Source organism: Chelativorans sp. ZYF759 (assembly GCF_012911015.1).
Lineage (GTDB): Bacteria > Pseudomonadota > Alphaproteobacteria > Rhizobiales > Rhizobiaceae > ZYF759.
Map to the genome: position 1 here is coordinate 1 of NZ_WVVV01000023.1, position 13,724 is coordinate 13,724.

Annotated in this window: 13 protein-coding genes; 11 read left to right on the top strand and 2 right to left on the bottom strand. The window is 61.7% G+C overall.

Translation table 11 applies throughout. From position 1 onward, the window contains the following. The 8 genes from GRZ55_RS21855 to GRZ55_RS21890 form a co-directional block, all read left to right on the top strand. On the top strand, positions 1 to 1,265 hold a 1,265-nt coding region (locus GRZ55_RS21855), incomplete at its 5' end, for a biotin/lipoyl-containing protein (protein WP_306785624.1). Positions 1,266 to 1,275: 10 nt separating this feature from the next. Then, a complete protein-coding gene (locus GRZ55_RS21860) occupies positions 1,276 to 2,025 on the top strand; it encodes an electron transfer flavoprotein subunit beta/FixA family protein (protein ID WP_169289072.1) in 750 nt (249 codons plus the stop codon). Between the two features lie 22 nt (positions 2,026 to 2,047). Continuing rightward, complete coding sequence (locus GRZ55_RS21865) at positions 2,048 to 2,977, top strand: electron transfer flavoprotein subunit alpha/FixB family protein (protein WP_169289073.1); 930 nt, start codon at positions 2,048 to 2,050, stop codon at positions 2,975 to 2,977. A 37-nt stretch (positions 2,978 to 3,014) separates the two neighbouring features. Continuing rightward, on the top strand, positions 3,015 to 5,150 hold the full coding sequence (gene scpA, locus GRZ55_RS21870; RefSeq protein ID WP_169289074.1) for a methylmalonyl-CoA mutase: 2,136 nt from the start codon (positions 3,015 to 3,017) through the stop codon (positions 5,148 to 5,150). Positions 5,151 to 5,203: 53 nt separating this feature from the next. After that, positions 5,204 to 6,373, top strand: a complete 1,170-nt coding sequence (locus GRZ55_RS21875) for an acyl-CoA dehydrogenase family protein (RefSeq protein WP_169289075.1) — start codon at positions 5,204 to 5,206, stop codon at positions 6,371 to 6,373. A 35-nt stretch (positions 6,374 to 6,408) separates the two neighbouring features. Then, the gene (gene mmsB / locus GRZ55_RS21880; RefSeq protein WP_169289076.1) at positions 6,409 to 7,329 is read left to right on the top strand and encodes a 3-hydroxyisobutyrate dehydrogenase; all 921 of its coding nucleotides are present in this window, start codon (positions 6,409 to 6,411) and stop codon (positions 7,327 to 7,329) included. Further along, complete coding sequence (locus GRZ55_RS21885) at positions 7,326 to 8,414, top strand: enoyl-CoA hydratase/isomerase family protein (protein ID WP_169289077.1); 1,089 nt, start codon at positions 7,326 to 7,328, stop codon at positions 8,412 to 8,414. Before mmsB ends, GRZ55_RS21885 begins: the two co-directional genes overlap by 4 nt. Positions 8,415 to 8,582: 168 nt before the next feature. Then, positions 8,583 to 9,347 (top strand): type III pantothenate kinase, encoded by a 765-nt coding sequence (locus GRZ55_RS21890; protein WP_169289078.1) that lies wholly within the window; start codon positions 8,583 to 8,585, stop codon positions 9,345 to 9,347. 248 nt (positions 9,348 to 9,595) lie between these two features. On the opposite strand, the gene GRZ55_RS21895 is transcribed toward GRZ55_RS21890, so the two are convergent. Next, a complete protein-coding gene (locus GRZ55_RS21895; protein WP_169289079.1) occupies positions 9,596 to 10,153 on the bottom strand; it encodes an NADPH-dependent FMN reductase in 558 nt (185 codons plus the stop codon). Between the two features lie 159 nt (positions 10,154 to 10,312). Here GRZ55_RS21895 and GRZ55_RS21900 point away from each other — a divergent pair, with 159 nt between their 5' ends. The 3 genes from GRZ55_RS21900 (at position 10,313) to GRZ55_RS21910 (ending at position 12,803) form a co-directional block, all read left to right on the top strand. Next, complete coding sequence (locus GRZ55_RS21900) at positions 10,313 to 10,912, top strand: VOC family protein (RefSeq protein WP_169289080.1); 600 nt, start codon at positions 10,313 to 10,315, stop codon at positions 10,910 to 10,912. Positions 10,913 to 10,974: 62 nt separating this feature from the next. Beyond that, positions 10,975 to 11,898 (top strand): 3-keto-5-aminohexanoate cleavage protein, encoded by a 924-nt coding sequence (locus GRZ55_RS21905; RefSeq protein WP_169289081.1) that lies wholly within the window; start codon positions 10,975 to 10,977, stop codon positions 11,896 to 11,898. A 32-nt stretch (positions 11,899 to 11,930) separates the two neighbouring features. Continuing rightward, positions 11,931 to 12,803, top strand: coding sequence for a fumarylacetoacetate hydrolase family protein (locus GRZ55_RS21910; protein WP_169289082.1), 873 nt, complete (start codon positions 11,931 to 11,933; stop codon positions 12,801 to 12,803). 30 nt (positions 12,804 to 12,833) lie between these two features. On the opposite strand, the gene GRZ55_RS21915 is transcribed toward GRZ55_RS21910, so the two are convergent. Further along, the gene (locus tag GRZ55_RS21915; RefSeq protein ID WP_169289083.1) at positions 12,834 to 13,517 is read right to left on the bottom strand and encodes a GntR family transcriptional regulator; all 684 of its coding nucleotides are present in this window, start codon (positions 13,515 to 13,517) and stop codon (positions 12,834 to 12,836) included. Between the last annotated feature and the right edge of the window lie 207 nt (positions 13,518 to 13,724).

Consider the following 13,724-nt stretch of genomic DNA (forward strand, 5'->3'; position numbering starts at 1 on the left):
TCGACCAGGCGACACGCGCTGCCATGGGCGCGCAGGCGGTCGCTCTTTCGAAAGCGGTCGGCTACCATTCGGCCGGTACCGTCGAATTTATCGTCGATGGCGACCGCAACTTCTACTTCCTCGAGATGAATACCCGCCTTCAGGTCGAGCATCCCGTGACCGAACTCGTCACCGGCATCGATCTGGTCGAGGAGATGATCCGCGTTGCCGCCGGCGAGAAGCTGCGTCTTGCGCAGGAGGATGTGCGGCTCGATGGCTGGGCGATCGAAAGCCGGCTTTATGCCGAGGACCCCTATCGCAGCTTCCTGCCCTCGATCGGCAGGCTCTCGCGCTACCGCCCGCCGCGCGAAGGCAACCGCGAGGACGGCACGGTGATCCGCAACGACACCGGCGTCTTCGAGGGCGGCGAGATCTCCATGTATTACGATCCCATGATCGCCAARCTCTGCGCATGGGCGCCKGACCGSCTGGCCGCCATCGACGCCATGAGTGCGGCGCTCGACGATTTCGAGCTCGACGGCATCGGCCACAATCTGCCCTTCCTGTCGGCCGTCACGCGGCACGAGAGGTTCCGTAAGGGAGAACTTACAACGGCCTTCATTGCCGAGGAGTGGCCGGAGGGTTTTTCGGGCGTCACGCCCGGCGAGGGCGAGGCCCGCGCGCTGGCCGCCGTCGCCGCCTTCGTGCATTTCCGCAGCCAGAAACGCGCCGTGCTGATCTCGGGCGCGCTCGACAACCACCGCCGGACGGTGGGCCGCGAATGGGTGGTCAAGGTCAACGGAACGGAGTTCGAGGTCGCACTGCGCGACGAGGGCGGTGCGACGCTGGTCGGTTTCGAAGGCGGCAGGCCCGTTCCCGTCACCAGCGACTGGCTGCCCGGCCGCCCGCATGCACGTTTTGCCGTTGGCGGCGAAGCGATGGGCGTCAAGGTCCAACCCGTCAACTCCGGCTGGCGGCTGCGCTGGCGCGGCATCGATCTGAAAATTCATGTGCGCAGCCCACGCGTTGCCGAACTCGCGCGGCTGATGCCCGAAAAGGCGCCTCCCGATACCTCGAAGATGCTGCTCTGCCCCATGCCCGGCGTCGTCACCGCCATCATGGTGGAAGTCGGCGCGGAGGTTCACGAGGGCCAGCCGCTCGCCACGGTCGAAGCCATGAAGATGGAAAACGTGCTCCGCGCCGAGCGCCGCGCAATCGTCAAGGCAGTAGCGGCTTCGGTTGGTCAGAACCTCGCCGTGGATCAAACGATCCTCGAATTTGAATAGGAGTTCCCTCATGAAGGTTCTGGTCCCCGTCAAGCGGGTTGTCGATTACAATGTGAAGATCCGGGTGAAGTCGGATGGCTCCGGCGTCGAGCTCGCCAATGTGAAGATGTCGATGAACCCGTTCGACGAGATCGCCGTCGAGGAGGCTATCCGGCTCAAGGAAGCGGGCAAGGTCGAAGAAATCATCGCCGTGTCGGTCGGCCCGCAGCAGGCGCAGGAGACCATCCGCACCGCGCTCGCCATGGGCGCCGACCGTGGCATCCTGGTCAAGACCGACGAGCTCACCGAGCCGCTGACGGTCGCCAAGATCCTCAAGGGCATCGTTGACGAGGAGAAGCCGGAACTGGTGATCCTCGGCAAGCAGGCGATCGACGACGACGCCAACCAGACCGGCCAGATGCTGGCCGCGCTGCTCGGCTGGAGCCAGGGCACCTTCGCCTCCAAGCTGGAGATCGACGGCGGCAAGGCCAAGGTCACGCGCGAGGTCGATGGCGGTCTCCAGACGATCGAACTGACCATGCCGGCCATCGTCACCACCGATCTGCGCCTCAACCAGCCGCGTTACGCCTCGCTGCCCAACATCATGAAGGCCAAGAAGAAGCCGCTCGACGAAAAGGCGCCTGCCGATTACGGCGTCGACGTCGCGGTCCGGCTCAAGGTCCTGAAGACCGAGGAGCCGTCGGGCCGCCAGGCGGGCGTCAAGGTCAAGGATGTGGCCGAGCTGGTCGAGAAGCTGAAGAACGAAGCCGGCGTGCTTTAGGCGCTGAAGGGAGCAAATCGAAATGGCCATTCTTCTGATTGCCGAACACGACAATTCCACCCTCTCCGACCAGACCGCCAAGGCGCTGTCGGCGGCCACCCAGCTGGGTGGCGACGTCGACGTGCTGGTTGCCGGCAAGGGCGCCCAGGCGGCGGCCGACGCGGCGGCGAAGCTCGCCGGCGTGAACAAGGTGCTGCTCGCCGAAAGCGACGCGCTGGCCGAACGGCTGGCCGAGCCGCTGGCCGACACCATTCTCAAGCTTGCCGACGGCTATGATGCGATCGTCGCGCCGGCCACGACCATGGGCAAGAACGTCATGCCGCGCGTGGCCGCCCTGCTCGACGTGATGCAGATTTCGGAAGTCGTCGAGATCGTCTCGGCCGACACCTTCAAGCGTCCGATCTATGCCGGCAACGCGATCCAGACGGTGCAGTCCAGCGACGCCAAGAAGATCATCACCGTGCGCACCTCCTCTTTCCAGGCGGCGGGCGAAGGTGGCTCGGCTTCGGTCGAGAGCACCGAGGCGGCGGCCGATGGAGGTCTTTCCAGCTTCGTCGAGAACAAGATCGCCCATTCGGAGCGGCCCGAACTGACGTCTGCCAAGATCATCATCTCAGGCGGTCGCGCGCTCGGCTCCAAGGAGAAGTTCGAGGAGGTCATGCTGCCGATCGCCGACAAGCTGGGCGCCGCTGTCGGTGCCTCGCGCGCCGCCGTCGACGCGGGCTACGCGCCGAATGACTGGCAGGTCGGCCAGACCGGCAAGGTCGTCGCGCCCGATCTCTACATCGCGGTCGGCATTTCCGGTGCCATCCAGCATCTGGCCGGCATGAAGGATTCCAAGGTCATCGTCGCCATCAACAAGGACGAGGAAGCACCGATCTTCCAGGTCGCCGATTACGGCCTCGTGGGTGATCTTTTCACCGTGCTGCCGGAACTCGAAAAGGCGCTCTGATGTCCTGGAAACTCAAATCAACGAAATCGACCTTGTCATGACCGAAAAACTCGCCCGCTGGCGCTCCCTCGCCGAAAGGGAACTCAAGGCCGACCCCGACACGGTCGCCTGGCAGACGCCCGAGGGCATCAACGTCAAACCGCTCTACACGGGTGACGATCTCCAGGGCATCGACCACCTCGACAATCTGCCCGGCGAAAAGCCGTTCCTGCGCGGGCCGCGCGCCACCATGTATGCCGGCCGGCCATGGACCATCCGGCAGTATGCAGGCTTCTCGACAGCGGAAGAGTCCAACGCCTTCTACCGCCAGGCGCTGGCCGGCGGGCAGAAGGGGCTGTCGGTCGCCTTCGATCTGGCCACCCATCGCGGCTATGATTCCGACCATCCCCGCGTCGAGGGCGATGTCGGCAAGGCCGGCGTGGCCATCGATTCGGTGGAGGACATGAAGATCCTCTTCGACGGCATCCCGCTTTCCGAGATGTCGGTATCCATGACCATGAACGGCGCCGTCATCCCGGTGCTCGCCGCCTTCATCGTTGCCGGCGAGGAGCAGGGGGCGAGCCGCGCCGAACTCTCCGGGACCATCCAGAACGACATCCTCAAGGAGTTCATGGTCCGCAACACCTATATCTACCCGCCCGAACCCTCCATGCGGATCGTGGCCGACATCATCGCCTACACGGCGGCCGAGATGCCGCGCTTCAATTCCATCTCGATCTCCGGCTATCACATGCAGGAAGCCGGGGCGACGCTGGTGCAGGAACTGGCCTTCACGCTGGCCGACGGGCGCGAATATGTGCGCTCCGCCATTCGCCGCGGTCAGGATGTCGATGCCTTCGCCGGTCGGCTTTCCTTCTTCTTCGCCATCGGCATGAACTTCTTCATGGAAGCCGCCAAGCTGCGCGCCGCGCGGCTCCTGTGGTCCCGGGTGATGGAGGAGTTCGAGCCGAAGAAGCCGCAATCCTTCATGCTGCGCACCCATTGCCAGACATCCGGGTGGTCGCTGGCCGAGCAGGACCCCTACAACAACATCGTGCGCACCGCCTATGAGGCGATGGCGGCGGTGCTCGGCGGCACGCAGTCGCTGCACACCAATTCCTTCGACGAGGCAATCGCCCTGCCGACGGAATTTTCCGCGCGCATCGCCCGCAACACCCAGCTGATCCTCGCCCACGAGACCGGGGTGACCAAGGTCGTCGATCCGCTCGCCGGGTCCTACTATGTGGAAAGCCTCACCAGCGAGCTGGCCGAAAAGGCCTGGGCCCTGATGGAGGAGGTGGAAGCCATGGGCGGCATGACCAAGGCGGTCAATGACGGCTATCCGAAGCGCCTCATCGAGGAGGCGGCCACACGCCGCCAGCCGGCCATCGACAAGGGCGACGAGGTGATCGTGGGCGTCAACCGCTTCCGCCCCGAGGTGGAGGACCGCATCGAGGCCCGTGCCATCGACAACCGCGCGGTGCGCGAGGCGCAACTGAAAAGGCTGGAGCGCGTGCGCCGCCAACGCGATCCGAAACAGTGGGAAACGGCGCTCGCAAGGCTTTCGGAAGTCGCCAGTTCCGGCGAGGGCAACATTCTCGAAGCCGCCGTCGAGGCCGCACGTGCTCGCGCCACGGTCGGCGAGATTTCGGATGTCCTGCGCGGCGCCTTCGGCGATCATTCCGCGGTGCCGGAGGTTGTGCACGACGTCTACGGTCCCGCCTATGGCGACGACCCGGAATACGCCATGCTCGTCGACCGGCTGCTCCAGTTCTCACAGTCGCTGGGGCAGAAGCCCCGCCTGATGGTCGCCAAGCTCGGCCAGGACGGCCACGACCGCGGTGCCAAAATCATCGCCTCGGCCTTCGGCGACATCGGCTTCGACATTATCGCCGGCCCGCTGTTCCAGACCCCGCCGGAAGCAGCCGCAGCGGCAATCGAGGCCGGTGTCCATGTCGTCGGCGTCTCGTCGCTGGCAGCCGGCCACAAGACACTGCTGCCGCAACTCGTCGAGGAACTGAAGGCAAAGGGTGCGGAAGACATCATCGTGGTGTGCGGCGGCGTGGTGCCGCGACAGGACTATGATTTCCTGAAGGAGCACGGCGTCGCCGCCATCTTCGGCCCCGGCACCAACGTGCTCGACGCGGCCCGTGCCGTGCTCGACCTCATGGAAGGCCGCCGCCGAAACGTGTGAGGTACCTAATTCAAGTTGTTGCGTAGTGCACGAACCACAGGAAGCATTCAGGTATGCAAGAAAGCGCCAAGGAACCGCAGTTCGATCTCAACGAAGACCAGCGCGCCATCCGCGACATGACTGCTGCCTTCGCCGCCGAACGCGTCGCGCCCTTCGCGCTCGACTGGGACCGGGAGCGTCATTTTCCCGCCGACGTGATCCGCGAGACCGGTCCACTGGGTTTCGGCGGCATCTATGTCGGCGAGGATGTCGGTGGTTCCGGGCTCGGCCGCCTCGACGCAGTGCTGATCTTCGAGGCGCTGGCCGTCGCCTGCCCGGGCTTCTCCTCCTTCATCTCGATCCACAACATGGCCGCCTGGATGATCGACACCTTCGGCGACGAAGCCCAGCGCCAGCGGCTCTTGCCGAAGCTCACTTCCATGGAATGGCTGGCAAGCTATGCGTTGACCGAACCGGGCTCGGGCTCCGATGCCGCTGCCCTCAAAATGCGTGCCCGGCGGTCCGGCGGTAATGGCAGCGACTATGTGCTCAACGGTGCCAAGCAGTTCATCTCGGGCGCCGGCGATTCCGACGTCTATGTGACGATGGTGCGCACCGGCGAGGATGGGCCAAAGGGCGTCTCCACCATCGTCGTGCCCAAGGACGCGCCCGGCCTCTCCTTCGGCGCGGTGGAAAACAAGATGGGCTGGCACATGCAGTCCACCCGCCAGATCATCTTCGAGGACTGCAAGGTACCGGCCGAAAACGTGCTGTCGGGCGAAGGTTCGGGCTTTCGCATCGCCATGGCGGGCCTCGACGGCGGCAGGCTGAACATCGCGGCCTGTTCGCTGGGCGGCGCGCAGGCTGCTGCCGACAAGGCGCTGGCCCATGCCGGCGAACGCCAGGCCTTCGGCCAGACCATCGACCGGTTCCAGGCGCTGCAGTTCAAGCTGGCCGACATGGAGACCGATCTCCAGGCCGCGCGCGTGCTGCTCTACACCGCCGCCGCGCGCCTAGACGCCAAGGCGCACGATGCCAGCAAATGGTCTGCCATGGCCAAGCGCTTCGTCACCGATGCCTGCTTCGATGTCGCCAACGACGCGCTGCAGATCCATGGCGGCTATGGCTATCTGCACGAATACGGCATCGAGAAGCTGGTGCGCGACCTGCGTGTCCACCAGATCCTCGAAGGCACCAACGAGATCATGCGCGTCATCATCGCGCGGCACCTGATCGGCAAATAGACGACATCTGGCGCCAGCCGCCTCCGGGAGGAAATATGACCACCATCGCATTTATCGGCCTCGGCAATATGGGCAACCCCATGGCCGCCAATCTGGTCAAGGCTGGGCATTCCGTGCGCGGCTTCGACCTCGTCCCGGCCAATCTGGAGACAGCGAAGGCCAATGGGGTCGCCATCGCTGCCGCTGCGGGCGCTGCGGTCGAGGGCGCCGATGCGGTCGTCACCATGCTGCCGGCCGGCAAGCATGTGCTGTCGGTCTATGAGGAAATCGTGCCGGCCGCAGCCAAAGGCTCGCTGTTCATCGATTCCTCCACCATCGACGTGGAATCCGCGCGGCAGGCGCATGCCATCGCCGCGCAGGCCGGCATGCTGTCGATCGACGCGCCGGTTTCCGGCGGCGTCGGCGGCGCGGAGGCGGGAACCCTCACCTTCATGGCCGGCGGCTCGCAGGAAGCCTTCACCAAAGCCGAGACCGTGCTGGAACCGATGGCCGGCCGCGTCGTCCATTGCGGCGAGGCCGGCGCCGGTCAGGCGGCCAAGATCTGCAACAACATGATCCTGGGCATTTCGATGATCGGTGTCGGCGAGGCCTTCGTGCTGGCCGAAAAGCTCGGCCTCTCCCACCAGGCCCTTTTCGACGTGGCCTCCACCTCATCGGGTCAGTGCTGGTCGCTGACCACCTACTGCCCGGTGCCCGGCCCCGTCCCGAACTCGCCCGCCAATCGCGACTACAAGCCGGGCTTCGCCGCTGTCCTCATGCTGAAGGATCTGCGGTTGGCCCAGGAGGCTGCCCAATCGGCAGGCGCCGTCACGCCGCTCGGCGCCGAGGCAACCCAGCTCTATGCGCTGTTTGAAGCCATGGGCCATGGCGGCACGGATTTTTCCGGCATCATCAACTTCCTGCGCGGCGACTCACGTGGAATTCCTTCCGAAGCGCTTGAAAGGAGCGGCTCATGACCGATGAGCCGGAGATCCTGTTTGAGAAGCGGGGCCATGCCGGGCTAATCACGCTGAACCGGCCAAAGGCGCTGAATGCGCTGACGCTCGACATGGTGCGAAAGATGCATCCGCAACTGGCCGAATGGGCGCAGGACAGGTCGGTTGCGCATGTCGTCGTCCGGGCAGCCGGAGAAAAGGCATTTTGCGCCGGTGGCGACATTCGGCAGCTCCACGATTGGGGAAGGTCGGGCGACCCGCGCTTCCTCGATTTCTACCGCGAGGAATACCGGCTCAACTCCTTCATCAAGCGTTACCCAAAACCCTATGTGGCACTGGTCGACGGAATCGTGATGGGGGGAGGGGTCGGCTTGTCGATTCACGGCAGCCATCGTGTGGCAGGTGATCGGATCGTGTTCGCCATGCCGGAGACCGGGATCGGGCTGTTTCCCGATGTCGGCGGATCATTCTTCCTGCCGCGCCTGCCGGGATATGTTGGGACATGGCTGGCGCTGACAGGTGCTCGGCTGAAACAGGCCGATGTTGCCTGGGGCGGACTCGCGACCCAGTGCATGCCTTCCACTTGGTTCGACGAACTGACTGAGGCGCTCTGCGTGGAGACAGAGACATCTGATGTACTCGAACGTTTCAGAGCGGCTCCGATAGAAGAAGCAGCGCTGCCGGCGCTGATGCCGGTGATCGACAGATGCTTTTCGGCCGAGGCCGTTCCCGAAATCGTGGAGCGGCTGGAGGCCCAAGGGGGAGGCGACAGTGACTGGGCTACCAAGCAGGCTTCTGCCATCCGTAGCAAATCGCCGACGAGCCTCGCAGTCGCCTTGCGCCAGATGCGCAAGGGCGCGGAACTCGACTTCGAGGATTGCATGCGCATGGAGTGGCGCATCGTCAACCGCGTGATCCAGGGACACGAATTCTTTGAAGGGGTGCGCTCCGTTATCATCGACAAGGACAATGAACCCCGGTGGCAACCGGCAACGCTCGACGAACTGCCCGAGCCCGAGATCGACGCCTATTTCGCGCCGCTGGAGGAGGAGCTCGATCTGGAAGGGTTGGATGATTCAGCGCAAGGGAAGGTCTTTATTGCATGAATGGGGCATCGGACTCATTGCCGCGCGGCAGACGACCAACGGCGGAACTCATGGCTTCGATCATGCCGCGCCGCTTGTTCTGCTTCCTTGCGATATGTTTCGGATTTCATCGGGTTGAAGCCGTCCGTCCGGCGGGAAACTCCACGCAGAACCCAGGAGGATGGCGCATTGCTTCTTGCGATCGAACAGGGGAACACGAACAGCCTTTTCGCGATCCACGATGGAACGTCATGGATCGCGCAGTGGCGTTCTGCGACCGAGCCGAACAGAACAGCGGATGAATACGCCGTCTGGCTCTCACAACTCTTCGCCATGAATGGGCTAAGCCTGAAAACGCTCGACGCATGCATCATTTCAAGTGTGGTGCCGCAGTCGATCTTCAATCTGCGAAATTTGTCGCGGCGCTATCTGGGGGCGGAACCGATGGTGATTGGAGAGAATGTGGAACTCGGCATACCAATCCGTGTCGGCAAGCCATCCGAAGTAGGTGCTGACCGCGTGGTGAACGCGCTTGGTGCCCACGTCGCCTATCCGGGCCCTTTGATTGTCATAGACAGTGGAACAGCGACTACGATTGACGTGGTCGCGGCTGATGGCGGATTTGAGGGCGGCATCATCGCACCGGGCATTCATCTCTCTGTCGAAGCGCTTCACGCGGCCGCCGCAAAACTGCCGCGCGTGGCGCTCAGGAGACCTAATCACATCATTGGCCGGGATACGGTCAGCTCCATCCAGTCCGGCGTGTTTTGGGGCTATGTAGGTCTGATTGAAGGTCTCGTCGCTCGTATTCGACAAGAACGGCAGGAAGCCATGACGGTGATTGCCACGGGAGGCATCGCCGCGTTGTTCCAGGGCGCAACCGACGCAATCGATTATTTTGATCCAGATGTAACTGTTCGCGGATTGGTGGAAGTCTATCGTAGGAACGCTTGACAGGATTTTGAAGTCAGGTCGCAGCGTCGAATGAGACTTCACCCAAGTGCGACGTTCGTCAGATTCTCCGCGCTTGAACGGCGATAACGGGATTAAGCGCCCGATCCATCTTCATGGCTTCTTGCTTGCTGCCTGCCGGCGTGTCCCGAGCGCCTCCTTGGGCGGTAGCTGGTCGCGCGCCCGGCTCGCGAATGCCTCGTGTGGCGTCTTTTGCGAGTGTTCCAGTTTGGCCACCGCAGCCCCAGCAGTCATTTTCGCAGGAGGCGCTGCGCGAGCGAAGCAAATTTATCCATATAGGCCTTCAGAAAATCCCTGGTGGACTCGTCATCGATATGCCCGTCCTCATCAATGAGGTCCGGTCGCTTGAAGCCAATATAGGCTTCCCCACCCATCACGGTTGCGCCAAGCACGGCCAGTATCTGCCGCAGGTGCTGCTGTCCAACTGCTGTTCCAATCGCGCCGGGCGAGGCGCCGGTGATCGCGGCAGGCAGGTCGCGCCAGACATTTTCGGTGGTCGGTTTCGATCCCCAGTCGATGGCATTCTTCAGCACGGCGGGTATCGACCGGTTATATTCCGGCGTGACGATCAAGAGAGCCTGCGATGACCTTATTTGGTCGGTGAAAGCCCGCACCGTCTCCGGCCGGCTGGCTTCGAGATCGGCATTGTAGAAGGGCATATCGTCGATGCCGATTTCCTCGAAGACAAAACTCGAGGGACCCAGACGCATCAGTGCATTTGCCAACCGCCGGTTCAGCGAGGCGGTCCTGATGCTGCCGACCAAAACAGCCACCTTGATGTGAGCCATAAACACCCCATTCAGAAAGTTCATATTCAAACATAAAATATATTTTATGTTGACACAAGACATTGCTGGCGTCTAGTGCCTAGCCAGCGATCCTTGCTCCCGTACTGCGGGGCCATGATTCGATCTGCGTAACCGAATTGCACGAGGGAGGAACTGGAAATGGGCGCAACCAAGGGCACGGCTGAAAGGCCCGTCTTCCATCACGCCAATCTGAAGACGATCCGGCTTCAGGAAATGATTGACTGGTATGGAGAGGTAACGGGCTGCGAAGTCATATTCCAGTTTCCCGGCGGAGCCTGGCTGAGCAACGACGAGGCCAACCACCGGGTCGCTTTGGTTACTGCTCCCGCCCTAAGGGACGATCCTGACAAGCTGGAGCATTCCGGCATGCACCATCTGGCTTTCGAATATTCAAGCCTCGACGCACTTCTGGCGACCTATGAGCGGCTGGCCGGCGGCGGTATCACGCCTCACTTGATGCTCGACCATGGCATGACGACGTCATTCTACTACGTCGATCCCGACGGAAACAGCGTTGAGCTTCAATGCGACAATTTCGGGGATTGGCGTAAGTCGACCGAATGGATGAAGACGTCGCCCGAATTTGCCAGCAATCCAATCGGCATGCCGGTTGATCCCCGTCAGATGGTTGCGGCCCGCAAGTCCGGCGCGAGTGTGGACGAGGTCCATCGCCGTTCGTATGCGGGCGAGTTCAAGCCTTCCGAACCGATGGACCCGCGCCTGCCGATTGATGTGTAGAGGTCATTTCAGCGGCTGACGCAGCTCAAGCGCGTGCGTTGGCTTATCATCCGGAACATCAGATGCCCAAAGTAATCGTCACCTGCGCGGTGACCGGCTCGATCCATACCCCGAGCATGTCGCCCTATCTTCCTGTTGAGCCTGAGCAGATTGTTGCCGATTCGGTGGCTGCGGCCGAAGCAGGTGCTGCGATCATCCACGTCCATGCGCGCGACCCCTTGACCGGTCGACCGTCGTCGCTGCCGGACCACTTTGGCTTGATCCTTCCGAAGATCAGGGAGCACACTGATGCCGTCCTCAATGTCACAACCGGTGGCGGTTTGGGCATGACGATGGATGAACGGCTGGCCGCCGCTCTTTGGGCGGCGCCGGAACTGGCCTCTATGAATATGGGCTCGCTCAATTTCAACATCTCGGGGGCCGCCGCCAGGATCACTGAATGGCGATTTGACTGGGAAAAGCCATATCTGGAGTCGACTAAAGATTTCATCCTTTCCAATACGTTCGCGCAAATTGAGCGTGGGTTGCGCGAACTCGGCGACCAAGGGGTCCGTTTCGAGTTTGAATGTTACGAAATCGGCCACCTCTACACCCTGGCGCATTTCGCTGACCGTGGCATCGCCAAGCCGCCATTCTTCGTTCAGGGCGTATTTGGCGTGCTTGGCGGGCTGCCCGCGGTGCCCGCGCATCTTGTCCACATGAAAGAGACGGCGGACCGGCTGTTCGGAAAGGACTACCTGTTTTCCGCCTTGGCTGCGGGCAAGCATCAAATGCCCATGGTGACGCTGAGCGCCATTCTCGGAGGCAATGTCCGCGTGGGTCTGGAAGACAGCCTCTATTCTGGACCCGGCACACTCGCAAATAGCAGCGCCGAACAGGTTACCAAGATCAGGGGAATTCTGGAAAGTCTCGGGCTGGAGCTTGCAACTCCCAATGACGCACGAGCCATGCTGGCAACCAAGGGTGCTAACCAAGTGAACTTTTGAAGAACAACCATTTTGTGCCGGAAGGATGCGTTATGAAGTTGGCCACGTTCTCTACCGATCTTCACCGCGGTGTCGGATTGATAAAGGGTGAATTGATTATCCCCTTATCAGACGCCGCCCGTGGCATACCTGCTGAAATGAAGAATTTGGTGGAGAAATGGGATGAGCTGGCCGATACGGTAAGGCGCCTCGGAGAAGAGGCAGCCAATGCGATACCTCTCAGTCAGGTCAAGCTGAACGCTCCTGTCGCACGCCCATCGAAGGTGCTCGCCATTGGCCTGAACTATGCTGATCATGTCGCAGAGAGCGGGCTGGAAACGCCAAAGCACCAGCTTTGGTTTTCCAAGCTGGTCAATTCGGTGTCCGGTCCCAGTGACGACATCGAAATTCCTGTCACCTCGTCGCAGATTGACTATGAGGTCGAGCTGGTGGCTGTGATAGGAAGGCAGGGCCGGCACATCAGTGTGGAGGAGGCGCATCGCTATGTGTTTGGATACTGCGTGGGCAATGACGTCTCAGCGCGGGACTGGCAGATGCGGACGCCACAGTGGATACTCGGAAAATCGTTCGACACCCATGGTCCATATGGCCCCTACATCACCACTGCGGAAGACCTTGGCGATCCGCATAGCCTGGGAATCCGCTCCTACGTCAATGGCGAGTTGCGGCAGAATTCCAACACGAAGCACCTGATATTCAATGTCTGGGACCAGATCTCTCACCTGAGCCAGGTGATGACGCTGGAGCCGGGTGATCTCATATTCACCGGAACTCCTGGCGGTGTAGGGGTGGCCAGGACGCCACCGGTCTTTCTCAAGCCCGGCGATGTGGTCCGCTGCGAAATCGACCAACTCGGAGCGATCGAGAACCGCTGCGTGGACGAGAAATCTACGAGAGCGGCATAACCGACAACATCGGTACTCCTGCAGGAGGTGTCAGGCGATTTCTCGGCGCGCTGCCTCGGCCAGAGCCAGGAGATCGGCAGTAGTGCGCTCGAAATGGCTCTTGATCAATTTGCACGCGCCTTTCTTGTCGCGACTGACGACAGCCTCCATGATCGCTCTGTGCTCTTCATCGATAGTGCGCTGGCGATCATCAGGCGCGAGCGACACGGACCAATGCCGGTAGCGTTCGCTCTGCAGATAGAGGGTCGCTCGCAGTATCAGGAAGCAGTCGTTGGGGCAGGCTGAGACGATCGCCAAGTGGAATTCAGAATGGGCGTCTGACCATGCCTCGTTCAGTTTCTCGGGCCTTGACGGCTCACGCTCAGGTATACGGCTGAGCCTATGATAAGCTGCGACGATGCGGGTTTCCCATTCCACGTCCCCGTAGTCGATTGCAGCTTTCAGACAAAATTGCTCGATGGCAACACGGCACTGTGTCAGGTCTTCCAATTCCTTTCTCGAAATGGGGGATACGGAAAAGCCCCTTTGGGGCTCAATCCGCACCATCCCCTCCGAACTCAGGCGTGACAAAGCCTCGCGTGCGGCTCCCAGGCTGACGCCATAGTTCTTGCAGACCTCGTTGATCTTGATCTTGGAAGAAGGCGGATAGCGACAGCCCAAAATGTCCTTTCGGAGCGACCGAAAGACGTGATCCGCCTGCGTCTGGTGCAACATTTGAGCTTCCTTGTTTGTGCCTCCTTATCACCCGCTCCGCATGGCAGAGAAGCGCTGGCGACTGATCCTGGGCATATATCCGAGAGCCGAACCGTTGACTAGATAAAATGTATTTTTGTTTGACTAATGCATTTTTTGACACTAGCGTTCGTCATCATCGCCACGTCGGCGGCACTCGCCTAGGTTGGCCGAACGCTGTCGATCTCG

What these genes read in the sequence shown, in the direction of transcription:
- GRZ55_RS21860 (WP_169289072.1), top strand. Translation starts at nt 1,276, where the DNA reads ATGAAGGTTCTGGTCCCCGTCAAGCGGGTTGTCGATTACAATGTGAAG.
- GRZ55_RS21865 (WP_169289073.1), top strand. Translation starts at nt 2,048, where the DNA reads ATGGCCATTCTTCTGATTGCCGAACACGACAATTCCACCCTCTCCGAC.
- scpA (WP_169289074.1), top strand. Translation starts at nt 3,015, where the DNA reads ATGACCGAAAAACTCGCCCGCTGGCGCTCCCTCGCCGAAAGGGAACTC.
- GRZ55_RS21875 (WP_169289075.1), top strand. Translation starts at nt 5,204, where the DNA reads ATGCAAGAAAGCGCCAAGGAACCGCAGTTCGATCTCAACGAAGACCAG.
- mmsB (WP_169289076.1), top strand. Translation starts at nt 6,409, where the DNA reads ATGACCACCATCGCATTTATCGGCCTCGGCAATATGGGCAACCCCATG.
- GRZ55_RS21885 (WP_169289077.1), top strand. Translation starts at nt 7,326, where the DNA reads ATGACCGATGAGCCGGAGATCCTGTTTGAGAAGCGGGGCCATGCCGGG.
- GRZ55_RS21895 (WP_169289079.1), bottom strand. Translation starts at nt 10,153, where the DNA reads ATGGCTCACATCAAGGTGGCTGTTTTGGTCGGCAGCATCAGGACCGCC.
- GRZ55_RS21900 (WP_169289080.1), top strand. Translation starts at nt 10,313, where the DNA reads ATGGGCGCAACCAAGGGCACGGCTGAAAGGCCCGTCTTCCATCACGCC.
- GRZ55_RS21905 (WP_169289081.1), top strand. Translation starts at nt 10,975, where the DNA reads ATGCCCAAAGTAATCGTCACCTGCGCGGTGACCGGCTCGATCCATACC.
- GRZ55_RS21910 (WP_169289082.1), top strand. Translation starts at nt 11,931, where the DNA reads ATGAAGTTGGCCACGTTCTCTACCGATCTTCACCGCGGTGTCGGATTG.
- GRZ55_RS21915 (WP_169289083.1), bottom strand. Translation starts at nt 13,517, where the DNA reads ATGTTGCACCAGACGCAGGCGGATCACGTCTTTCGGTCGCTCCGAAAG.